Origin of the sequence: Pigmentiphaga litoralis (assembly GCF_048632615.1) — a bacterium.
In the GTDB taxonomy this organism is placed as follows: Bacteria; Pseudomonadota; Gammaproteobacteria; order Burkholderiales; family Burkholderiaceae_B; genus Pigmentiphaga; species Pigmentiphaga litoralis_B.
Window position 1 is genome coordinate 1,939,455 of the sequence record NZ_CP184479.1, and the last position, 21,259, is coordinate 1,960,713.

The 21,259-nt window shown below is 65.8% G+C and carries 15 protein-coding genes and 4 pseudogenes; 10 read left to right on the forward strand and 9 right to left on the reverse strand.

The features are described 5' to 3' along the window. Positions 1 to 80 precede the first annotated feature (80 nt). The 6 genes from ACNANG_RS08475 (at position 81) to ACNANG_RS08500 (ending at position 5,300) form a co-directional block, all read left to right on the forward strand. Positions 81 to 1,298, forward strand: coding sequence for an MFS transporter (locus ACNANG_RS08475; protein ID WP_420226827.1), 1,218 nt, complete (start codon positions 81 to 83; stop codon positions 1,296 to 1,298). Beyond that, positions 1,268 to 1,882 carry a gamma-glutamylcyclotransferase gene (locus tag ACNANG_RS08480; protein ID WP_420226828.1) on the forward strand — a complete coding sequence of 205 codons (615 nt, stop codon included), beginning with the start codon at positions 1,268 to 1,270 and terminating at the stop codon, positions 1,880 to 1,882. The genes ACNANG_RS08475 and ACNANG_RS08480 overlap by 31 nt, the downstream gene beginning before the upstream one ends. Before the next feature lie 44 nt (positions 1,883 to 1,926). Beyond that, complete coding sequence (gene pdxH / locus ACNANG_RS08485) at positions 1,927 to 2,571, forward strand: pyridoxamine 5'-phosphate oxidase (RefSeq protein ID WP_420226829.1); 645 nt, start codon at positions 1,927 to 1,929, stop codon at positions 2,569 to 2,571. Between the two features lie 160 nt (positions 2,572 to 2,731). After that, a complete protein-coding gene (locus ACNANG_RS08490; RefSeq protein ID WP_420226830.1) occupies positions 2,732 to 3,805 on the forward strand; it encodes a DUF72 domain-containing protein in 1,074 nt (357 codons plus the stop codon). A gap of 36 nt (positions 3,806 to 3,841) precedes the next feature. Next, positions 3,842 to 4,360 (forward strand): flavin reductase family protein, encoded by a 519-nt coding sequence (locus ACNANG_RS08495; protein ID WP_420226831.1) that lies wholly within the window; start codon positions 3,842 to 3,844, stop codon positions 4,358 to 4,360. A gap of 130 nt (positions 4,361 to 4,490) precedes the next feature. After that, positions 4,491 to 5,300: a hypothetical protein gene (locus ACNANG_RS08500; RefSeq protein ID WP_420226832.1), complete on the forward strand. Its 810-nt coding sequence runs from the start codon at positions 4,491 to 4,493 to the stop codon at positions 5,298 to 5,300. Positions 5,301 to 5,355: 55 nt separating this feature from the next. On the opposite strand, the gene kdgD is transcribed toward ACNANG_RS08500, so the two are convergent. Continuing rightward, positions 5,356 to 6,273: a 5-dehydro-4-deoxyglucarate dehydratase gene (gene kdgD, locus ACNANG_RS08505; protein ID WP_420226833.1), complete on the reverse strand. Its 918-nt coding sequence runs from the start codon at positions 6,271 to 6,273 to the stop codon at positions 5,356 to 5,358. Between the two features lie 281 nt (positions 6,274 to 6,554). On the opposite strand from kdgD, the gene ACNANG_RS08510 reads away from it, so the two are divergent. After that, on the forward strand, positions 6,555 to 7,526 hold the full coding sequence (locus ACNANG_RS08510) for a Bug family tripartite tricarboxylate transporter substrate binding protein (protein WP_420226834.1): 972 nt from the start codon (positions 6,555 to 6,557) through the stop codon (positions 7,524 to 7,526). 237 nt (positions 7,527 to 7,763) lie between these two features. Here the strand turns inward: ACNANG_RS08510 and ACNANG_RS08515 are convergent, their stop codons facing one another. The 3 genes and pseudogenes from ACNANG_RS08515 to purE form a co-directional block, all read right to left on the reverse strand. Next, positions 7,764 to 8,900: an L-threonylcarbamoyladenylate synthase gene (locus tag ACNANG_RS08515; RefSeq protein WP_420226835.1), complete on the reverse strand. Its 1,137-nt coding sequence runs from the start codon at positions 8,898 to 8,900 to the stop codon at positions 7,764 to 7,766. Continuing rightward, positions 8,897 to 10,230, reverse strand: a pseudogene (locus ACNANG_RS08520) (5-(carboxyamino)imidazole ribonucleotide synthase). Before ACNANG_RS08520 ends, ACNANG_RS08515 begins: the two are co-directional and overlap by 4 nt. 113 nt (positions 10,231 to 10,343) lie before the next feature. Continuing rightward, positions 10,344 to 10,858 (reverse strand): annotated as a pseudogene (gene purE / locus ACNANG_RS08525) (5-(carboxyamino)imidazole ribonucleotide mutase); the annotation flags it as partial. Between the two features lie 258 nt (positions 10,859 to 11,116). Between purE and trxA the strand changes: the two are divergent. Continuing rightward, positions 11,117 to 11,959, forward strand: a complete 843-nt coding sequence (gene trxA / locus ACNANG_RS08530; protein ID WP_420226836.1) for a thioredoxin — start codon at positions 11,117 to 11,119, stop codon at positions 11,957 to 11,959. A 416-nt stretch (positions 11,960 to 12,375) separates the two neighbouring features. Beyond that, a pseudogene (locus tag ACNANG_RS08535) lies at positions 12,376 to 13,373 on the forward strand (NAD(P)H-dependent flavin oxidoreductase). A gap of 331 nt (positions 13,374 to 13,704) precedes the next feature. Here the strand turns inward: ACNANG_RS08535 and ACNANG_RS08540 are convergent. From ACNANG_RS08540 to tkt, 5 genes are all read right to left on the reverse strand, one after another. Beyond that, positions 13,705 to 14,586 carry a phosphoribosylaminoimidazolesuccinocarboxamide synthase gene (locus ACNANG_RS08540; protein WP_420226837.1) on the reverse strand — a complete coding sequence of 294 codons (882 nt, stop codon included), beginning with the start codon at positions 14,584 to 14,586 and terminating at the stop codon, positions 13,705 to 13,707. Between the two features lie 31 nt (positions 14,587 to 14,617). Next, positions 14,618 to 15,682: a class II fructose-bisphosphate aldolase gene (fba, locus tag ACNANG_RS08545; RefSeq protein WP_420226838.1), complete on the reverse strand. Its 1,065-nt coding sequence runs from the start codon at positions 15,680 to 15,682 to the stop codon at positions 14,618 to 14,620. Positions 15,683 to 15,989: 307 nt separating this feature from the next. Continuing rightward, positions 15,990 to 17,183, reverse strand: coding sequence for a phosphoglycerate kinase (locus tag ACNANG_RS08550; RefSeq protein WP_420226839.1), 1,194 nt, complete (start codon positions 17,181 to 17,183; stop codon positions 15,990 to 15,992). A 2-nt stretch (positions 17,184 to 17,185) separates the two neighbouring features. Continuing rightward, complete coding sequence (gap, locus tag ACNANG_RS08555) at positions 17,186 to 18,196, reverse strand: type I glyceraldehyde-3-phosphate dehydrogenase (RefSeq protein ID WP_179589039.1); 1,011 nt, start codon at positions 18,194 to 18,196, stop codon at positions 17,186 to 17,188. A 53-nt stretch (positions 18,197 to 18,249) separates the two neighbouring features. Continuing rightward, positions 18,250 to 20,301 carry a transketolase gene (gene tkt, locus ACNANG_RS08560; protein ID WP_420226840.1) on the reverse strand — a complete coding sequence of 684 codons (2,052 nt, stop codon included), beginning with the start codon at positions 20,299 to 20,301 and terminating at the stop codon, positions 18,250 to 18,252. Between the two features lie 125 nt (positions 20,302 to 20,426). On the opposite strand from tkt, the pseudogene ACNANG_RS08565 reads away from it, so the two are divergent. Next, positions 20,427 to 21,229, forward strand: a pseudogene (locus tag ACNANG_RS08565) (16S rRNA (uracil(1498)-N(3))-methyltransferase). The last annotated feature ends 30 nt before the right edge of the window (positions 21,230 to 21,259 follow it).

A 21,259-nucleotide genomic window follows, 5' to 3' on the forward strand; every position in this document is an offset into this window, starting at 1 on the left:
CCGGGCAGGCCGTCCGCGACCTTACGGCAAACTTCAGGATCGGTTCCCACGCTTTGGCCGAAGACGGTTCACAACGACAGGTGCCCGCAGGCACCGCGCACGAGACTGCGCCCCACTCCACACTCTCCAACCGCGGCGTGTACGTCTTTTGCGGCCTGGCGATTCTCAACCACTTTGCATTGACCGGCGGGCGGGTCACCGTCGCGCTGGGTTCGCTCAGCCAGGGCGCGTCGAGCTTCACGGTGGGCGTGCTGATGGCGCTGTTCGCGCTGCTGCCCATGCTGCTGTCGGTGCATACCGGGCGCTGGGTGGACCGCATCGGCGTGCGTCGCCCCATGCGGGTCGGCACCCTGCTGCTGATCTTTGGCAGCGCCCTTCCCTTTGCCATCACCCGCACCGAAGTCCTGTTCCTGTCGAGCTGCACGGTAGGCATCGGCTGCATGCTGTACATCATTGCCGCGCAGAACCTGATGGGCGCCAACATGCCGCCCGATCGGCGCATCGTGAACTTTGCGCGGCTGTCCATCTCGATGTCGATATCCGGCTTCAGCGGCCCCCTGGTAGCGGGCCTGGCGATCGACCATCTGGGCTACCGGTGGTCGTTCGGCATCCTGACCCTCGCGCCGCTGGCCGCATTGCTTGCATTGATCCACTATCGGCGACTGCTGCCGCGTACGCTCAACCTGGTCGCCCGGCAGGAAAACGCGCAGCTGAGCGACCTGCTTGCGATGCCGGTCATGCGCAAGATTCTGGTCGCTACCCTGCTGCTGTCTGGCGCCTGGGACGTCAACGCGTTCATGATGCCGATCTTCGGCAACAGCATCGGGCTGTCGGCGACCACCATCGGCGTCATCCTGGCCACCTTTGCGGCGGCCACGTTCGTGGTGCGCATGCTGCTCCCATGGATACAGCGCGCGCTGACGCCGTGGCAGCTGCTGCGCACGGCCATGTTGTCGGCTGGCACGGTCTACCTGCTGTTCCCCATGTTCACCCAGGTGCCGGTGCTGATCGGCCTGGCCTTTCTGCTGGGCCTGGCGCTGGGGAGTTGCCAGCCCAGTCTGCTGAGCCTGCTGCATACCCACGCACCGCTGGGCCGCGCGGCTGAAGCCCTGGGCCTGCGCATGGCGTTGATCAACGGGGGACAGTTCGCGCTGCCCCTGACCTGCGGCGCGCTGGGCGCGGTCGCCGGCGTCGGCCTGCCCTTCTGGACGATGGCGACCGGCCTGCTGCTGGGTGGCATCTTCAACGGACCGCCAAGGACGTCGCCTTGCCCGATCAAAGTTCCTCCGCACGACTAGACCCCGGCCAGCTGCTCGCCTCGATGGACCGCGCCCTGGCGCAACGGCCCCCAGGCGACGTATGGGTATTCGGGTACGGGTCGCTGATCTGGCGGCCCGGCTTCGAACCCGCCGGCCGCCGGATGGCGCGGGTGCGCGGGTATCACCGGTCCTTGTGCCTGTGGTCGCGCATCAATCGCGGATCCCCTGACGACCCTGGCCTGGTCTTCGGGCTGGACCGCGGTGGCAATTGCCGAGGCGTCATCCTGCAGGTGCCCGAAGACGCGCTTCGCCCTGTCTTTCACGACCTGTGGCAACGTGAAATGCTGATGGACTCCTACCTGCCGCGTTGGCTGACCTGCAGCACCCCCGACGGCGACATCAAGGCACTGGCCTTCGTCATCAACCGGCAGGCCAGCGGCTACACCGGCGAACTGCAGGAACAGCATTTGCTCGACATTGTGCGCCGGGCACGTGGCCGTTACGGCCCTTGCATGGACTACGTCATGGACACCGCCCAGGCCTTGCGCGACTGCGGCATTCGCGACCGGCGGCTGGAACACATCGTCCAGCAGCTGCAGCATGACCCGCACGCAGCGCTATAGTTGCTGGCGAGGCGCACACTTATCTTATTTACCGGAATTTCAGCATGTCGCTAGCCGACCTTCGCAAGACCTACCAACAAGGCGCGCTGCATGAGGCGGACGCGCTTCCTTCACCGGTCGACCAGTTCACCGCGTGGTTCGAACAGGCGCTGCAGGACAACCTGCTCGATCCCAACGCCATGACCCTGGCCACCGTCAAAGACGACGGCCGGCCCGCCGCGCGGATCGTGTTGTTGAAGGACTATGACGAACGCGGCTTCGTGTTCTATACGAATTATCACTCCAGCAAGGGCCATCAGCTGGAGGGCCACCCGTGGGCCAGCCTGCTGTTCTTCTGGGCGCCGCATGAACGGCAGATCCGGATCGAAGGGAAGGTCGAAAAGGTGTCCGACGCCCAGTCGGATGCCTACTTCAAAAGCCGTCCGCTGGCGTCGCGCATCGGCGCATGGGCGTCCGACCAAAGCACCGAAATCCCGCGCCGCGAATGGCTGCGCGAACGCGAAGCCGAATTTCGCGCGCGCCTGGGCGACGATCCCCCACGGCCGCCGCATTGGGGCGGCTACCGCGTGGTGCCCGACCGATTCGAATTCTGGCAGGGCCGCCCGTCGCGTCTGCATGACCGTCTGGCGTATGTCCGAGATGCCGAAAGCGGCGGCGATGCGTGGCGTCTTGCGCGGCTGTCTCCCTGAAGCCTGCACCGACGGCCACCGGCTTCGTTTGCCGGCCAGCATGCGGCACGACGTTCGCTAGCGCCTGAACAGGGCGGCGTGCCCCGGGCGGGATACGCCTGCGATTCCCGCGCCCGAATACATAAGCTGGAAGTTATGTGTCATACATAAGCCCGATGTTATGAATCAGACGTCCTTTTTCGAGCTGGATGCGCCTGATGCGCAGACAACCCCTGCCGACGCAGACGCAGCAGCCGTGCCCGCCAAGAAACGCCGGGCGCGCGGCGCCGTGGCCCAGGTGCCCCCGGCCGAGCATTCCGACGACCTTCGCGCGCTGGGCGCCGACCTGCCCGCCGACATCCATTTGGGCACGTCGTCGTGGGCGTTTCCAGGGTGGCGCGGGCTGGTCTATGGCGACGACGCCAGCGAAACGCTGCTGTCGCGGGAAGGCCTGCGCGCCTATGGCAAGCATCCCTTGCTGCGCAGCGTCAGCCTGGACCGCACCTTCTACGCGCCGATCTCCGAAGCGCAGTACGCCACCTACGCCGGCCAGGTGCCTGAGGGTTTCCGCTTCGTGGTCAAGGCGCCGAACCTGGTGACGGATGCCGTCCTGCGCCAGGACAAGGGCACCCCCACCGGTCCCAACCCCAGCTTTCTGGATGCGTCGATTGCCACCGAGCACTTCGTGACACCCTGCCTGGCCGGCCTGGGTGCGAAGGCCGGACCCCTGGTGTTCCAGTTTTCGCCGCTGCCCATGGACCTGCTGGCCGACCCGGCGGGCTGGGTCGACCGCCTGGAAGCCTTCCTGGCGGCGCTGCCGCCGCTGCCCGCGTCCGACGCTGCCCGGCAGGCCTTCTATGCCGTGGAATTTCGGGATGCCGACGTCGTCACGCCGCGCATGATGAAAATGCTGGCACGGCGCGGCGCCCGCTATTGCGTAGCCATCCACAGCCGCATGCCGCCCGCCGCGCGCCAGCTGCAGGCCGTGGCCGCGACCGGTCCGGGACCGCTGGTGGTGCGATGGAACCTGCTGGCCGGACAGCGGTACGAAGCGGCCAAGTCGCGCTTCAAGCCTTTCGACAAGATGGTCGTGCCGGATCCCGAGACCCGCAGCGCCCTGGCCGATGCCGCCGCCATCGCCCACCAGTCGGGCATGCCGGTCTGGATCGTCGCCAACAACAAGGCCGAAGGCAGCGCGCCGCTGACGATCGAAGCCCTGGCCAGGGAAATCACGGCCCGCCGCCGCACGCGCTAAACTCGAAGTCTCTCAGCCAACCTGACGTCGCCCTGGATGCCCGCTGCCCCACCGGATTTCGACTCCACCGACTTTCGCGCCGCCCTTGGACGCTTCGCCACCGGCGTGACGCTGGTCACCGCCGTGGGCGCCGATGGCCAGCCTGTGGGTTTGACCGTCAGTTCGTTCAATTCCGTGTCATTGACGCCGCCCCTGGTGTTGTGGAGCCTGACGCTCACGTCCAGTTCCTTCCGCACGCTGGAAACGTGCCAGCACTACGCGATCAACGTGCTGGCCGCCGATCAGCTCGAACTGGCCAAACGGTTCGCGACCCGCAAGGGCCCCGATCGGTTCACCGACGTGGCGTGGCGCCCGGGTGCCCACGGCGTACCGCTGATCGATGGGTGCACCGCCTGGTTCGAATGCTTCAACCGCAGCCAGTATCGCGAAGGTGACCATTGCATTTTTGTGGGCGAAGTCGAACATTGCGGGCACACACCGGCAATGCCGCTCGTGTTCCACGCAGGGGATTTCGACCTGACGCCCCAGCCGGCGCGGGCCGACGACGCGGCCTGACCGCCGCAGGACACGCATCATGTCGCAACGCCGAATGTCTGCCTATTCCTTCTTGTCCGGCCGTTTCATGGCTTGGTAAACGGCGGCCCCCGCATCCTGTCTACTGGCATCACCCCCCCTGGAGTCCACCATGCGCCGCCCTGCCCTTTTCATCGCCTTGTTCAGCGCCGCGGTGCTGGCCGCCTGCAACGGCGGCTACTTCGGTGTCGATTCCGACAACAACGGCAGCGGGGGCGGCAACGGCGCGACCAGCGACGCGCAGGGCCTGTGGACCGGCACCACCAGCGACCGCTACACCTTTGCGCTGCTGGTCACGCCAACGAATGACGTGTGGGGCCTGTCGTACGACGAAAGCGCCAATACCGCCTTCCGCCTGTTCCGCGGCACCGGGGCGCTGACCGGCAAGAACTTCACAGGAACAGGCAAGACCTATGCAAGCGGCGCCAGCGGCACCGTCACCTCGGGCACCGTAACGGGCTCGGTCACCACGGCATCCGCTTTCGATGGCAACCTGCCGAACAACCTGACGTTCACCACCAACTTCAATGGCCAGTACAACACCGCCGCCCCGCTGTCCGACTACGCCGGCACGTGGGAAGGCCGGGACAGCAGCGGCGCCCGCCTGGTCGTGACCCTGGATGGCGGCGGCCGGATCACCGCCACATCGACCGTCCCTGCCAAGCCCGATCCGTGCGCGATCAACGGCGCCCTGTCCAGTGGCGCCGGCAACAAGAACTACACGGTCTTGAACCTCAGCTTTGGTGGCGATTCCGGCTGTGCGTCCAATGTGGCAGGCCAGTCCATGCAAGGGGTGGGCGTCCGGATAGCCGACGCCGCCGGCACCGCGCAGCCGTTGCTGTTGCTGGAAGCCACCAACAACGGCCAGACCGCCGCCTGGTTTGCGTACGCGCGGCGCCGCGCGGTCGCGACGGGGTCCTGAGCCAGAACAAAAACGGCGTCCCGAGGGACGCCGTTTTTCATTCCACCCAGCCGTTTTACTGCGGGCCGAGCTTCTTGATCAGGCGATCCAGGTCGGCCAGTTCGCTGTCGTTCAGGTCGGTCAGCGGGGCGCGGACCGGACCGGCGTCATGGCCAACCAGGCGGGCGCCTGCCTTGACGATGCTGACGGCATAGCCGGCGCGGCGGTTGCGGATTTCCAGGTAGGGCAGGAAAAAGTCATCGATCAGCTTGCCCACCGTGGCGTGGTCTTCAGCCGCAATCGCGCGGTAGAAGTCCATGGCGGTTTTGGGGATGAAGTTGAACACGGCCGACGAATACACCGGCACGCCCAGCGCCTTGTAGGCCGCGGCGTAGACTTCGGCGGTCGGCAGGCCGCCCAGATACGAGAAGCGGTCGCCCATGCGGCGGCGCACCTTCACCATGTGTTCGATGTCACCCACGCCGTCCTTGAAGCCGATCAGGTTCGGGCAACGGTCGGCCAGGCGTTCCAGCGCGTCGGGGCCAAGGCGCGAGTTGGCGCGGTTATAGAAGATCACGCCGATGTCGAGCGCCTTGCAGACCTGTTCAACGTGGTCGGAAATGCCTTCTTCGCTGGCTTCGGTCAGGTAATGCGGCATCAGCAGCACGCCGTGCGCGCCCAGGCGCTGGGCTTCCTTGGCGTACGCAATCGCCGTACGGGTCGGGCCGCCGGCGCCGGCCAGGATCGGCACCTTGCCGGCGCACGTCTTGACGGCAGCGTCGATCACCTTGGAGTATTCGTCCGGTGCCAGCGAGAAGAATTCACCCGTGCCGCCCGCCGCGAACAGCGCCGTGGCGCCATAAGGCGCAAGCCATTCCAGACGTTCGATATACGTCGACTCGCGAAATTCGCCATTCTTGTCGAAGTCCGTGATCGGGAAGGACAGCAGGCCTTCGGACACGATGGACTTGAGTTCTTGGGGAGACGTTTGCATGGCACCGCACCTTCTTTGAATGGACGCCGCTACAACAGCACCGCCCCGTGTTGAGATAAGTCATCGTACAACTAAATGCCTGTATTGCACATACGGGTTGTTGCTAATGCACCCCAGCTACGTGCGCCCTGCGTACGACGTTCAATCTTACGATTGGCTTAAGGGAAATTCCCTAATGAGCAACGACCAGCTCAACATTTCCCGTGTTGTATGATGACTTATCACAAATCGGATGCAGCATCGTTCGCGACGCATTCGCACATCTCGGAGATACTCTGGTCATGTTCCTCAAACGCGTGCTTACGTCTGCTCTCGCCACACTTGCCGTCCTGGGTGGCGCGGCCACTGCCAACGCGGCAGACGACTGGCCCAGCCGCCCCATCCGCATCGTGGTCCCCTACCCTGCGGGCGGATCGTCCGACATCATCGCGCGTCTGATCAGCCAGCAACTTGGCACCGCGCTCAAACAAACCGTCATCGTCGACAACCGCCCGGGCGCCAACGGCAACCTTGGCGCGTCGCAAGTCGCCCAGGCCACCGACCAGCATACCTTCCTGCTGTGCGACGTGGGCGCACTGGCCATCAGTCCCTCGGTCTACAAAACATTGACGTTCGATCCGTCCAAAGACCTGCGCGGCGTGTCGATGCTGGCCTATTCGCCGCATATCCTGGCCGTGAATCCCTCGGTGCCCGCCAACACGCTGCCGGAACTGGTGGCGCTGGCCGGCAAGCAGCCGATCAGCTTTGCCGTGACCGCCATTGGCAGTGCGCCGCACCTGGCCGGCGTGGCCGTGGAACAGGCGACGAAGGCCAAGTGGCTGTACGTGCCCTACAAGGGCGGTTCGCAAGCCGTGACGGACACCATGGGCGGCCAGACGCAAGTCATCATGAACGGCATGCTCGCCACCCTGCCCTATGTGAAGTCGGGCAAGCTCAAGGCCATCGCCATTTCCAAGCGTGACCGCATGGCGGCCGTGCCGGACATCCCCACTCTGGCCGAACAAGGCATGACCGGCTTCGAGTCGGGCACCTGGCAAGGTGTGATGGCCCCGGCCGGCACGCCCGACGCCGCCGTCACCCGCCTGTCCGCCGAACTGGCCCGCGTGATTGCGTCGCCGGAGATCAAGGCCAAGCTGCTGGAGCAAGGCGCCGAAGTCGTCGTGCAGAACCCGAAAGAGCTGGACACCTTCTTCAACAGCGAACGCAAGCGCTGGGCGACCGTGGTCGAAAAGGGCAACATCAAGCTGGATTGATTGTCTGCTTGGTCCATCGGCTTGCGTGGCCGATGGCAGAGACGCCAGAGCCGCCGAAAGGCGGCTTTCGGCTAGGGATCGGTAATCACTTGAACGTCGCGTGGAGTCCTGTAGCGCGGGCACGAAACGCCGTCGCCCGCGGTGCCGCCTGGGCCAAACGGCACGGCCTGCAGGTCTGACTGTCCTGCCGTGGGCCGCGCGGCCCAGCCGGACAGTCTGAGCGCCCCGCCAACAACTTCACCCTTTGCCCGACCCCACCACGGCGCGCCCAAGACGGTCATTCACGGCGGCCCACGCATCGGTGTCGGGCAGCGCGTCCACCAGCAAGATGTCGCAGCCTTGCGTGTCCAGGAAACGCAGCGTGGCATACAGGTCTTGCGCGTAGGCGACAGGGTCCAGCGGCGCGCCGACCCACATCACATCCGCCGCCGGCTTGACGGTAGACCAGACCCCCACGCGACGGCCAGACGCCACCAGCATACGGGCGCGCACGTCCAGGGCGCCCGCCGGCACGCGTTCCAGCGGCGTGCGTGGTGCGTAATGGGCGGCCAGCGCGCCTGACACCCGGGGCACCTCGCGCGCGGCTTGCGTGCCGGCGTTCGTGCCGGCGTTCGTGCCAGCGTTCGTGCCGGCGTTCGTGCCGGCTTGCGTGCCGGCTTGCGTGCCGGCCTGCTTGCTGGCTTCAGCGTCGGCTTGGGCGTAGGTCTCCCTGCGCAACTCAACCTCGGCGCGCGTCAGCACCGACTTGCCCAGCGCGTCGGCCAGCATGGCGATCGAGATGTGTCCGGGCCTCAGCAGGACGGGCGTATCGCCGGTCACGTCAACGATCGTGGATTCAATGCCGACCTCGCACGGACCGCCATCCAGCACCAGGCTCAATTCCTGTCCGAACTCGTCGGCCACGTGTTGCGCGGTGGTCGGACTGACGCGGCCGAAGCGGTTCGCGGAGGGCGCTGCCACCCCGCCCCCGAAGGCCGACAGCAATGCCTGGGCGACCGGATGCGACGGGCAGCGAACGCCTACCGTGTCCTGCCCGCCCGTGACCGCATCGGGTACACCGGCCGCGCGAGGCAGGATCAAGGTCAACGGACCGGGCCAGAAGGCGTCGATCAGGGCGCGGGCGTCGCCGCTGATCGTGGCGGCCCATGCCGACAGATCATTGCCCGGCGCCACATGCACGATCACAGGATGATCGTTCGGGCGGCCCTTGGTGGCAAAAATCCGGGCGACCGCTTCGGGACTGGACGCGTCGGCGCCCAGGCCATAGACCGTCTCGGTCGGAAACGCCACGAGTTGGCCGGCGCGCAGCAGGGCCACTGCGCGATCCACGGCCTCGGGTGACGCGGGCGAAATGCGTGGCACGGCCACACTCACGGAAACGCGATGCCCAGCACGCCAGCCACCTTTGCCGCGGCCGCCGACGCTTCTTCGGCGGTGTTGCCCAGACAAGTGATATGCCCCATCTTGCGGGCGCGGCGGGCGTCGGTCTTGCCGTACAGATGCAGCTTGGCCGTCGGAACCGCCAGCACCTTGGCCCAGGCGGGTTCGGTGACCGCGTCGGCGGCGGCAGCGGCTGTATTGGCGGCGACACCTGATGCATTAGCGGCGGCACCTGATGCATTGGCGGCGGCACCGGCCGCATCGGCGGCGGCAGCGGCTGCATTGGCGTCCGCACCCTCACCTGCACCTGCACCCGCATTTGCATTTGCACCCGTGCTCGCGCCTGCCCCCGCGAACCAGACATCCCCCAGCACATTCAGCATCACCGACGGCGCCAGCACGTCGGTCGACCCCAGCGGCAATCCCGCCATGGCCCGCACCTGCTGCTCGAACTGGCTTGCCACGCACGCGTCGATCGAAAAGTGCCCGCTGTTGTGTGGCCGGGGCGCCATTTCGTTCACGACCAGGCGATCGCCTTCCAGTACGAAGAACTCGACGCACAGCACGCCGTGGTAATCCAGGCCGGCCGCGATCGTGCGGGCGGCTTCCGTCGCGCGCGCCACCACAGCGGGTGACACGTTGGGCGACGGCACGGTCGACACGGCCAGGATGCCGTCGCGATGTTCGTTTTCTGACGCCGGATAGCTGACCGACTGCCCGTCGAACCCGCGCGCCACCACAATGGAAATTTCGTACTTCAATGCCAGCATGGCTTCGAGGACGCAGGGCACGTTGCCGAAGGATGCAAACGCGGCCCTGGCTTCGTCTGCCGTCTTGACCCGAGCCTGGCCCTTGCCGTCGTAGCCCAGCCGGGCGCTTTTCAGGATGGCCGGATAGAGCGATGCCGCGGCGGCGTCCAGGTCTGCGGCGGTATGGATCTCGGCATAGGGGGCCACCGGCACGCCCTGCGACGCAATGAAAGCCTTTTCGGCCATGCGATCCTGCGCAATGCCGACGGCCTTGGCATCGGGGGCCACCGGACGTGTCGCCGCCAGGAATTCCAGGCTGGCGGCCGGCACGTTCTCGAATTCGGTGGTCACGGCAGCGCACAGATTGGCCAGTTCAGCCAGCGCGTCACGGTCGTCGTAATCCGCCACGATGTGCAGGTCCGCCACCGACCCCGCCGGGCTTTCCTGCGCCGGGTCCAGCACGGCCACACGGTAGCCCATGGCCTGTGCGGCATGACAGAACATGCGGCCCAGTTGGCCACCCCTAACATGCCCAGCCACTGGCCCGGCAAAATCGCGGCGCGCGGCGGCGTCATGGCTGCTTTCCTTGCGCGGCGCCGGTGCCCGCTGCGATGCCAGTGCCAGTGCCAGTGCCAGTGCCAGTGCCGGTGCCAGTGCCAGTGTCGGTGCCAGTGTTCAGGCCCGTGATCGGCAGCGCCATGGCGCGGGCGGCTTCGGTCTGACGGGCGCGGAAGGCGTCCAGGCGGGCACGCAGATCGTCGTCCGTCGTGGCCAAGTTGGCGATCACGTGCAGCGCCGCGTTGGCCGCGCCCGCTTCACCAATGGCAAACGTCGCCACGGGCACGCCCTTGGGCATCTGCACGATCGAGAGCAATGAATCTTCGCCCCGCAGGTAGCGCGACGGCACCGGTACGCCAAACACGGGCACCGACGTCAGCGCCGCCACCATGCCAGGCAGGTGGGCCGCGCCCCCGCGCCCGCAATGATTGCGCGCATGCCGCGCTGGGGCGCCTGCGCGCCGTAGTCGACCATGTCGAGCGGCATGCGGTGGGCGGACACGACGCGCGCTTCGAACGGAATCCCGAATTCGGTCAGGATGGTCACGGCATGCTGCATCACCTCCCAATCGCTGGACGAACCCATCACGATACCGACGGTGACGGGCGCAAGAGAAGAAGACGGTGCGGGAGCGTGACTGGACATTGGCTAAGGATCCCGGGGATCAGACCCCGATGGTAAACCGGGGATCGGACCCCGATGGTGAACGGAGGCGGCGACGCACGTTGTAGCCGCTAAAGTTGCCTGGCCGGACCTTGGCGTCTGTTCAGGTCCTTCGTGCGTCAACCGGTATATCGAACCCGCGATTTTACCGCGCTCCACGGGTTTCCCCGTTGCCTCTGCCACAAAACGCCCCACATAGAGGAAAATTCGCCTAAACGAACGCTACATAGGATGCTTGCCATGGATGTCACACTCGCCAATTTCGAACGTGAAGTCATACACGCGTCGCGGGAGGTCCCTGTCCTGGTGGACTTCTGGGCGCCGTGGTGCGGGCCCTGCCGCACATTGACCCCCACGCTGGAAAAGCTCGAGCGCGACTACGCCGGCCGCTTCAAGCTGGTCAAGGTCAACGTGGACGAGAACCCCGAACTGGCCGCCCACTTCCAGGCACGCAGCATTCCGCTGGTCGTCGCGATCGTGAACGAGCGCCCGGTCGACAAGTTCACCGGCGCGCAGCCCGAAGGCCAGATCCGCGCGTTCATCGACCGCTTCCTGCCCCTGCCGCACGAAGAGGAACACCAGCAGGCATTGGCTGCCGCCCAGGCCGGCGACATGGAAACGGCCGAAAAACACCTGCGCGCCGCGCTGGTGCTGGACGCCACCTATGATGAAGCCCGCTTCGATTATGTCGAGGTGCTGATCGCCACCGGCCGCCCCGAAGACGCCAAGGCGCAGTTCGCGCTGCTGACGCCCAAGGCCAAGGCCGACCCGCGCTATGAACCGATGGAAACGGCGCTGAACGCCGTCGACCAGGCCCAGGACCTGCCGGACGAAGACGAGATCCTGACCCGCATCGAGGCCAACCCGAACGACCTGCAGGCCCGCCTGGAACTGGCCAACAAACGTATCGCCCGGCGCGCCTGGGCCCTGGCCATGGACGAATTGCTGGAAATCGTGGCCCGCGACCGGACCTTCCAGGAAGAGATCGGCCGCAAGACCTTGATCGCGGTGTTCGGCATGGCGTCAGCGCAGCCTGAACTGGTTTCACAATACCGCCGCAAACTGTCCACATTGCTGTTCTAGACTGCAGCCTGGGCGGCGCGCGGCAACGCGCCGCTGCCCTTTACCGTCGGGTCTCTGCGGTTTGCGGTTTGCGGTTTGCGGTTTGCGGTTTGCGGTTTGCGGTTTGCGGTTTGCGGTTTGCGGCCTGCGGTCTGCCCCTTGCTGCTTGCCGCTTGCCTTTGCCGCTTTCGGCTTGCCCTTTGCTCTTTGCCGCTTTCGGCTTGCCCTTTGCTATTTGCCGCTTGCCGCTTTCCGCTTTCCGCTTTCCGCTTTGCCGCTTGCCGCTTGCCGCTTGCTGCTTGCTGCTTGCCCCGCAGTTTGCCCTTTGCCCCCCACCCTCTGCCGCCCCTTACACCGGCTGCCAGGAGCTTACCGTGTCCGCTTCCCGTCCTTTCCTGGCCCGCCTGGGCCTGTCCCTTCCCATCATCCAGGCGCCCATGGCCGGGGTGTCGACACCGCAGCTGGCCGCCGCCGTGTCCAACGCGGGCGGGATGGGCTCGCTGGGCATCGGCGCCAGCACGGTGGAACAGGCGCGCGAGGCCATCAAGGCCACGCGCGCGCTGACCAAACGCCCGTTCAACGTCAATGTGTTCTGCCATGCGCCGGCGCAGCGCGACGCCCAACGCGAAGCTGCCTGGCTGTCGCACCTGGCGCCGCTGTTTGCCGAGGCGGGCATTCCCGCGCCCGACCAGCTGAACGAAATCTACCCAAGCTTCCTGGGCGACGACGCGGCGTTCGACATGCTGATCGCCGCCCGTCCGGCCGTAGTCAGCTTTCACTTCGGCTTGCCTTCAGCGGATCAGATCCAGGCCCTGCGCAAGGCCGGCATCGTGACCATGGCCACCGCCACGAACCTGGATGAGGCTTGGCGGATCGAACAGGCCGGCGTCGACGCCATCGTGGCGCAAGGCATCGAGGCCGGCGGCCACCGTGGCATGTTCAACCCGTCTGCCGTCGACGAAGCCCTGCCCACCTGGGTGCTGGTGCGCCTGATACTGCGGGAAACCCGTCTGCCCGTGGTGGCGGCGGGCGGCATCATGGACGGCCGCGGCATCAAGGCGGCGCTGGACCTGGGCGCGGCCGCGGCGCAGCTGGGCACCGCCTTCGTGCTGTGCCCGGAATCGGCGGCCAATGCCGCCTACCGCGCCAACCTGAGCGGCGACCGGGCCTATTCCACGCGCCTGACATCGGTGCTGTCGGGCCGGCCGGCGCGCGGCATGGTCAATCGCTACATCGAGTTCGGTGAAGCCGCCGGCAGCCCTCCCCGGCCGACTATCCGCTGGCCTACGATGCGGCCAAGCAGATCAATGCCGCGGCGGGCAAGCAGGACAACCACGAGTTCGCGGCGCAATGGGCCGGGCAAGGCGCCCCGCTGGCCCGGGAAATGGCTGCGGCGGACCTGATGAAGACGCTGGCCGAAGAAATGAAAAACTGAACGCAGACGGCCGGGTGGCCAGGCAGGACCCGACGGAGCAGGCGAGGCTCGACGGATCAGGCCTGGCTCGACGGACTAGCCCAGGCCCAACGGACCGGGCCTGCCTCAACGGACCCGGCCCGGTTCGACGGACCGGGCCCTGGGACAAGGCGCAGATCCATGCGCTTCCGCGAACACGGTGCGCCGGTGGACATGCCCTGCCCTGCCGCCGCCCCAAAAAAACGCCGGTTCATGATGAACCGGCGTTTTCACATCCTGCTGACATCTCGTTTGCCGATCGCCGCGGGCTACAGACTCACCATCCACGCGATCAGCCGTTTTATTCGTCGTTTCAAGCCACCAACCTCGCACGGGCTTCCTTGTACTTGTCCGACGTCTTTTGCAGCACATCGGCCGGCAGGCGCGGGGCGGGGGCGGTCTTGCCCCAGTCCTGCGTCTCGAGCCAGTCGCGCACGAACTGCTTGTCGAACGACGGCGGGCTCATGCCCGGCGCATACGAATCGGCAGGCCAGAAACGCGACGAGTCCGGGGTCAGCACTTCGTCCATCAGGTGCAGCTGGTTGTTTTCGTCCAGGCCGAACTCGAACTTGGTGTCGGCAATGATGATGCCGCGCTGGGCGGCGTAGTCCGCCGCGACCTGGTAGATCCGCAAGGACACTTCACGGATCTGCTCGGCCAGTTGCGGGCCGACTTCGCGCACGACGTGCTCGAAATCGACGTTTTCATCGTGCGACCCCAGTTCGGCCTTGGCCGCCGGCGTAAAGATCGGCGACGGCAGCTTTTCGGCTTGCTGCAGGCCGGCCGGCAGCTTGATGCCGCAGACCGAACCGGTTGCCTGGTAATCATTCCATCCCGAACCGATCAGGTAGCCCCGCACCACGGCTTCCACCAGCACCGGCTTGAGGCGCTTCACCACCACGGCCCGGCCCGTGACCTGCTCGCGCTCCAGTTCCGTCACCACCGTTTCGGGCGCGATGCCGGTCAGGTGGTTGGGGATGATGGTCCCGAGGCGGTCGAACCAGAAGTCCGTCAGCGAGTTCAGCACTTCGCCCTTGCCTGGGATCGGGTCATCCAGGATGACGTCGAACGCGGACAGGCGGTCGGTCGTCACGATCAGCAACTTGTCGTCGCCAACCGCGTACATGTCGCGCACTTTGCCGCGTGCAAGCAACGGCAGGGATTGAATGGTGGACTGATAAAGCGGTGCGGACATGGATCTGCCTGAAGTTCGGAATGGATGCCGCTTACGCGACGACTTGCTGGAGTTTACCCGTTGCGTACAGGGTTGCGATTTCCGACAGCGGCACAGCCTTGATCTTGCTGGCGTTGCCGGCGGTGCCGAATTCCTGGTAGCGCTGCAGGCAGATCATCTTGGCGGCTTCGCGAGCAGGCTTCAGGTATTCGCGCGGGTCGAACTTTTCGGGGTTCTCGGCAAAGAACTTCCGGATCGCGGCGGTCATGGCCAGACGGATGTCGGTGTCGATGTTGATCTTGCGCACGCCGTGCTTGATGGCTTCCTGGATCTCTTCGACCGGCACGCCATACGTTTCCTTCATGTTGCCGCCGAACTCGCGGATGATCGCGAGCTGGTCCTGCGGAACACTGGAGCTGCCGTGCATGACCAGGTGGGTGCTGGGCAGGCGGCGATGGATTTCCTTGATGCGGTCGATCGCCAGGATGTCGCCCGTGGGCTTGCGCGAGAACTTGTACGCGCCGTGGCTGGTGCCGATGGCGATCGCCAGCGCGTCGATCTGGGTGCGCTTGGCGAAGTCGGCGGCTTGTTCCGGGTCGGTCAGCAGCTGTTCGCGGGTCAGGGTGCCTTCGAAGCCGTGGCCGTCTTCCTTGTCGCCCATCATGGTTTCGAGCGAGCCCAGCGAACCCAGTTCGCCTTCCACGGTAATGCCGCGGGCATGGGCCATTTCCACGACGCGCTTGGTCACGTCAAGGTTGTAGTCGTAATCGGCGATGGTCTTGCCGTCTTCCTTGAGCGAGCCGTCCATCATCACGCTGGAAAAGCCCATGTTGATGGCGCCTTCACACACTTTGGGCGACTGGCCGTGGTCCTGGTGCATCACCACCGGAATGTGCGGGTAGGTGTCGACTGCCGCGGCGATCAGGGCCTTCAGGAAGCCTTCGCCGGCGTACTTGCGGGCGCCTGCCGAGGCTTGCATGATGACCGGGCTGTCGGTTTCGTTCGCCGCTTCCATGATGGCCTGGACCTGTTCCAGGTTGTTCACGTTGAAGGCGGGAATGCCGTAACCGTTTTCTGCCGCGTGATCGAGCAGTTGACGCATGGAAACTAGGGCCATTTTTGAAACTCCTGGAGAGTGATGCCTGAGCAGATCGAAAACACGAAATCGTTGTCGCGATCAGGCGTCTGGGCCTGACCGTAAAGCATTCTGTGGGCGATATTCCGCAGACGTATCGCCGCTCGCCCGAACTAGATACGCGACAACCCGGGCGGTAGCCAGGGTTTTTGCGTTCGGTAGCGATTTACGAAAGAGGGCTCCGAAACGGCCTACCACTTTACGCCGTCTCGAAGCCCCGGGTACTACGTCAAACGCCGCAGTCCAGACGATGTCTGGCGCACGCGGATCTTTGCTTGGATCACCCCGCTCAGGCGGCGCGTTCCTGCAGGATCGCCACGGCCGGGAGCGTCTTGCCTTCCAGGAATTCCAGGAAAGCGCCGCCACCGGTCGAGATGTATCCCACCTGGTCCGCAATGCCGTACTTGGCGATCGCAGCCAGCGTGTCGCCGCCCCCGGCGATCGAAAAGGCAGGCGAGGCGGCGATGGCCTGGGCCAGCGTCTTCGTGCCGTTTTCGAACGCGTCGAACTCGAACACGCCGACCGGACCGTTCCAGACGATGGTGCCGGCCGCCTTGAGCGAATCCGCCAGGACCGCGGCCGTTTGCGGGCCGATGTCCAGGATCATGTCGTCGTCGGCCACGTCGGCAGCCGCCTTGGTCTCGGCAGGCGCGTCGGCGGCAAACTTCTTGGCGCAGACGACGTCGGTCGGGATCGGCACGGCAGCGCCACGCGACTGCATCAGGTCGATGATCGCGCGGGCTTCTTCCACCAGGTCGGGCTCGGCCAGCGACTTGCCGATCGGCAGGCCCTTGGCCAGCATGAACGTGTTGGCGATGCCACCGCCTACGATCAGCGCGTCGACCTTGTCGGCCAGCGCACGCAGGATCGTCAGCTTGGACGAGACCTTGGAACCGGCCACGATGGCGACCAGAGGACGCTTGGGCGCCAGCAGCGCACGGCCCAGGGCGTCCAGTTCGGCTTCGAGCAGCGGACCGGCGCACGCCACGGCGGCATACTTGGCAATGCCGTGGGTGGTGGCTTCGGCACGGTGGGCGGTGCCGAAGGCATCGTTCACGTACACGTCGCACAGCGCGGCCAGCTTCTTGGACAGCGCTTCGTCATTCTTCTTTTCACCCTTGTTGACGCGGCAGTTCTCGAGCAGAACCACTTCGCCCGGGGCGACGTCCACGCCGTCGACCCAGTCGGTCGCCAGGCGGACCGGCTTGCCCAGCAGTTCGGACAGGCGCTCGCCCACCACCCCCAGCGAATCCGCCGGGGTCAGCGTGCCTTCGGTCGGACGACCAAGGTGCGAGGTCACCATGACGGCGGCGCCCGCGTCCAGCGCCAGGCGGATGCCGGGCACCGACGCGCGGATGCGCGTGTCTTCCGTGATCTGGCCCTGGTCGCCAAGAGGCACGTTCAGGTCGGCGCGAATGAACACGCGCTTGCCCTTCAGCTTGCCTTCCGACGCCAGACCCGACAGCGTGAGGACCTTGCTCATGATTACTTCGCCGACGTCAGGGCGATGGTGGTGTCCAGCATGCGGTTGCTGAAGCCCCACTCGTTGTCATACCACGACGACACCTTCACCAGGTTGCCGATGACCTTGGTCAGCGTGGCGTCGAAGCTGCTGGAGGCCGGGTTGTGGTTGAAGTCGACCGACACCAGGGGCGCGGTGTTGTAGTCCAGGATGCCCTTCAGTTCGCCTTCGGCGGCTTCCTTCATGATGGCGTTGACTTCTTCAACGGTCGTGTCGCGCGAGGCCACGAACGACAGGTCGACCAGCGACACGTTGATGGTCGGGACGCGGATGGCGAAGCCGTCCAGCTTGCCGTTCAGTTCCGGCATCACCAGGCCCACGGCGGCGGCAGCGCCCGTCTTGGTCGGGATCATGCTGTGGGTGGCCGAACGGGCGCGGCGCAGGTCTTCGTGATAGACGTCGGTCAGGACCTGGTCGTTGGTGTACGAGTGGATCGTGGTCATCAGGCCCGACACCAGGCCCAGCTTGGCGTGCAGCGGCTGCACCAGCGGCGCCAGGCAGTTGGTCGTGCACGATGCGTTGGAAATGACGGTGTCGGTCGACTTCAAGACGTTGTGGTTCACGCCGTAGACGATCGTTGCGTCGACATCCTTGCCGCCCGGGGCCGAGATGATGACTTTCTTGGCGCCGCCCTTGATGTGCGCGCTGGCCTTTTCCTTCGTGGTGAAGAAGCCCGTGCATTCCATCACGACGTCGACGTTCAGCTCGCCCCACGGCAGTTCGGCCGGGTTGCGGTTGGCCAGCACGCGGATCTTGTCGCCGTTCACGACCATGTAGTCGCCGTCGACGGTGACCGTGCCCGGGAACTTGCCATGGGCCGTGTCGTACTGCGTCAGGTGGGCGTTGGTCTTGGGATCGCCCAGGTCGTTGATCGCAACGATTTCGATGTCATGCTTCTTGCCGCCTTCGTAGTGGGCACGAAGGACGTTGCGGCCGATGCGGCCGTAGCCATTGATCGCGACACGGATGGTCATGGTGTGTTTCCTCGAGGTAGTGATGTGAATATTCGGGTACTAGTCGTCAACTCTCAGCCAATCACTTTCTTGACCGCAGCCGCGACACGTTCCGCGGTGAAGCCGAAATGCTTGAACAGGACACCTGCCGGGGCGGATTCACCGAAGGTGTCGATGCCGACCACTTCGCCTTCCAGGCCCACGTACTTGCGCCAGAAATCGGTCACGCCGGCTTCGACCGCGACGCGCGGCAGCCCCTTCGGCAGGACCTTCTCGCGCCATTCGGCATCCTGCCGGTCGAACACGTCGGTGCTCGGCATCGACACGACGCGCACCAGCACGCCTTCGGCGGCCAGCGCTTCCTGCGCGGCCAGCGCCAGGCCCACTTCGGAACCGGTCGCGATGATCACCGCGGCCGCGCCCAGCGCGTCACGCAGCACATAGCCGCCGCGCGCCACGGCTTCGATGGTGTCCTGGTCGCGTTCGACGAACGGCAGGTTCTGACGCGACAGGAGCAGCGCCGTCGGGCCGCCGGCACGCACCTGCATGCCGATGCTGGCCGGACGCTCGACCGCCGCGCCCCACGCCACCGCCGTTTCCGTCGTATCGCACGGACGCCATACCGACAGGTTCGGGATCAGGCGCAGGCTGGCGGCGTGCTCGACCGATTGATGGGTCGGGCCATCTTCGCCCAGGCCGATCGAATCGTGCGTGAACACGAACACCACGCGCTGTTTCATCAGCGCCGCCATCCGCAGCGCATTGCGCGAATAGTCGGCAAAGGTCAGGAAGGTGCCGCCGAACGGCAGGTAGCCGCCGTGCAGCGCGATCCCGTTCATGATCGCGCTCATGCCGAATTCGCGGACGCCGTAGTTGATGTGGCGGCCGAACTGGATGCCCTGCTCGCCTGGCCGCACCGCCGCCACGCCCTTCCAGTCCGTGAAGTTCGACCCGGTCAGGTCGGCCGATCCGCCCAGCATTTCCGGCAAGACGTCGACCAGCGCCGTGATCGTCTGCTGCGACGCCTTGCGGCTGGCCAGCGTTTCCTGCTTGTCGGCCGTCTGGGCCACGATGCGCGCCAGGGTGTCCGAAAAATCCGCAGGCAGGTCACCCTTCATGCGGCGCTCGAACTCGGCGGCCAGCTCGGGGAATTGCGTGCGGTACTCGGCAAAGCACTTGTTCCAGGTCGACTCGGCGGCCTGCCCGGCTTCCTTGGCGTCCCAGGCGGCGTAGACGTCGGCTGGAATCTCGAACGGCGCATGCGGCCAGTCGATCGCGGTGCGCGTGGCCGAAATTTCCTTGTCGCCCAGCGGCGCGCCGTGCACGTTGTGCGTGCCGGCCATGGTCGGGGCGCCCTTGCCGATCACCGTCTTGCAGACGATCAGGGTGGGCTTGCCATTCGCGGTCGTGGCTTGCGTCCTGGCGCCTGCAATGGCCGCGTCGACAGCGTCCACATCGTGGCCGTCGACATCGCGGATCACGTTCCAGCCATAGGCTTCGAAACGTTTGGCGGTGTCGTCGCCGAACCAGGGTTCGATATGCCCGTCGATCGAGATGCCGTTTGCGTCATACAGCACCACCAGCTTGGACAGCTTGAGCGTACCTGCCAGCGACGCCACTTCGTGCGACACGCCTTCCATCAGGCAACCGTCACCCACGAATGCGTACGTGAAGTGATCGACGATGGGCAGGCCCGGGCGGTTGAATTCGTTGGCCAGCAGCGCTTCGGCCAGCGCCATGCCCACGGCGTTGGAAACGCCCTGGCCCAGCGGACCGGTCGTGGTTTCGACCCCGGGGGTGATGCCGACTTCGGGGTGGCCGGGCGTGCGGGAATGCATTTGCCGGAAATTGCGCAGCTCGTTGATCGGCAGGTCGTAGCCGGTCAGGTGCAGCAAGGCATAAATGAGCATCGAGCCGTGCCCGTTCGACAGCACGAAGCGGTCGCGGTCCGCCCACGCCGGATTGGCGGGATTGTGGCGCAGGTGCCTGTTCCACAGCGCCTGAGCGATCTCGGCCATGCCCATGGGCGCGCCGGGGTGGCCCGAATTGGCCTGTTGAACGGCATCCATCGCCAGCGCGCGAATCGCGTTGGCCATCGATGAATGAGGGGCAGCTTGCTTGCTCATAAAGGCGCTCTATCCGGCGGGAAACCCCGCAGCTACAAAGCTTTAGAGTTTAACATTCGTGTCAGCTTCGCACCGATCGCGCCTTGCGGACCGTTACTGATCTGTTACATCGACCCCCGCCCAGCATGTCTCTCCCACGTTTTTTCGTTGATCTTCCGCTTGCTGCACATACCCGCGTCCCGCTTCCCGCCGACATCGCGCACCACGCGTTCCGGGTGCTGCGCCTGCGCGACGGCGAAGACGTCATCCTGTTCAATGGACAGGGGGACAGGTCCCGGCGCGGCTGGAAGCCGAAGGCAAGGGCGGCTGGGCGGCGCTCGGGGATCACGACCCGCGCGAAGCCGAACTGCCGGGCCGCATCACCCTCGTCCAGGGCATCGCCTCGGGCGACAAGATGGACTGGGTGATCGAAAAGGCGGTCGAAGTCGGCGCCCACGCCATTCAGCCTATCGCGGCGACCCGGTCGGTGCTGCGCCTGTCGGGCGACCGGCTCGACAAGCGGCTGGTGCACTGGCGCCGCATCGCCATGGCGGCCTGCGAACAATCCGGCCGCAACCGCGTGCCGCGAGTGTTCGCGCCGTTGACGGCCGAGCAGTACTTTGCATCGGCTGCCGCTGGCGCCTCGGTGGGTGCCGCCGGCGATCCGCCCGGCAACGCTTCTCCTGCCTCGTCTTCCGCTCCGCTGCGCCTGATCTGCGACCCCGACGCCAAGAACCGCCTCACGATACTCGCGACCCAGCGCCCCGGCGACCTGGCAAATGGCCTAGAACTCCTGATTGGTCCGGAAGGAGGATGGTCACCCGAAGAAATGGCCCTGGCCGCCCGCCACGGCGTGCTGCCCGTGCGTTTCGGCGACCGCGTGCTGCGGACCGAAACCGCCGGGATTGCCATCGTGTCGGCGTTGAGCGCGGCGCTGGGCTGGGTGTAACCACGAGACTGTTCCGCGGGCGCCACACCG

Excerpts from the sequence above, each read along its gene's own strand:
- pdxH (WP_420226829.1), top strand. The coding sequence starts at position 1,927 with ATGTCGCTAGCCGACCTTCGCAAGACCTACCAACAAGGCGCGCTGCAT.
- ACNANG_RS08490 (WP_420226830.1), top strand. The coding sequence starts at position 2,732 with ATGAATCAGACGTCCTTTTTCGAGCTGGATGCGCCTGATGCGCAGACA.
- ACNANG_RS08495 (WP_420226831.1), top strand. The coding sequence starts at position 3,842 with ATGCCCGCTGCCCCACCGGATTTCGACTCCACCGACTTTCGCGCCGCC.
- ACNANG_RS08500 (WP_420226832.1), top strand. The coding sequence starts at position 4,491 with ATGCGCCGCCCTGCCCTTTTCATCGCCTTGTTCAGCGCCGCGGTGCTG.
- kdgD (WP_420226833.1), bottom strand. The coding sequence starts at position 6,273 with ATGCAAACGTCTCCCCAAGAACTCAAGTCCATCGTGTCCGAAGGCCTG.
- ACNANG_RS08510 (WP_420226834.1), top strand. The coding sequence starts at position 6,555 with ATGTTCCTCAAACGCGTGCTTACGTCTGCTCTCGCCACACTTGCCGTC.
- trxA (WP_420226836.1), top strand. The coding sequence starts at position 11,117 with ATGGATGTCACACTCGCCAATTTCGAACGTGAAGTCATACACGCGTCG.
- ACNANG_RS08540 (WP_420226837.1), bottom strand. The coding sequence starts at position 14,586 with ATGTCCGCACCGCTTTATCAGTCCACCATTCAATCCCTGCCGTTGCTT.
- fba (WP_420226838.1), bottom strand. The coding sequence starts at position 15,682 with ATGGCCCTAGTTTCCATGCGTCAACTGCTCGATCACGCGGCAGAAAAC.
- ACNANG_RS08550 (WP_420226839.1), bottom strand. The coding sequence starts at position 17,183 with ATGAGCAAGGTCCTCACGCTGTCGGGTCTGGCGTCGGAAGGCAAGCTG.
- gap (WP_179589039.1), bottom strand. The coding sequence starts at position 18,196 with ATGACCATCCGTGTCGCGATCAATGGCTACGGCCGCATCGGCCGCAAC.
- tkt (WP_420226840.1), bottom strand. The coding sequence starts at position 20,301 with ATGAGCAAGCAAGCTGCCCCTCATTCATCGATGGCCAACGCGATTCGC.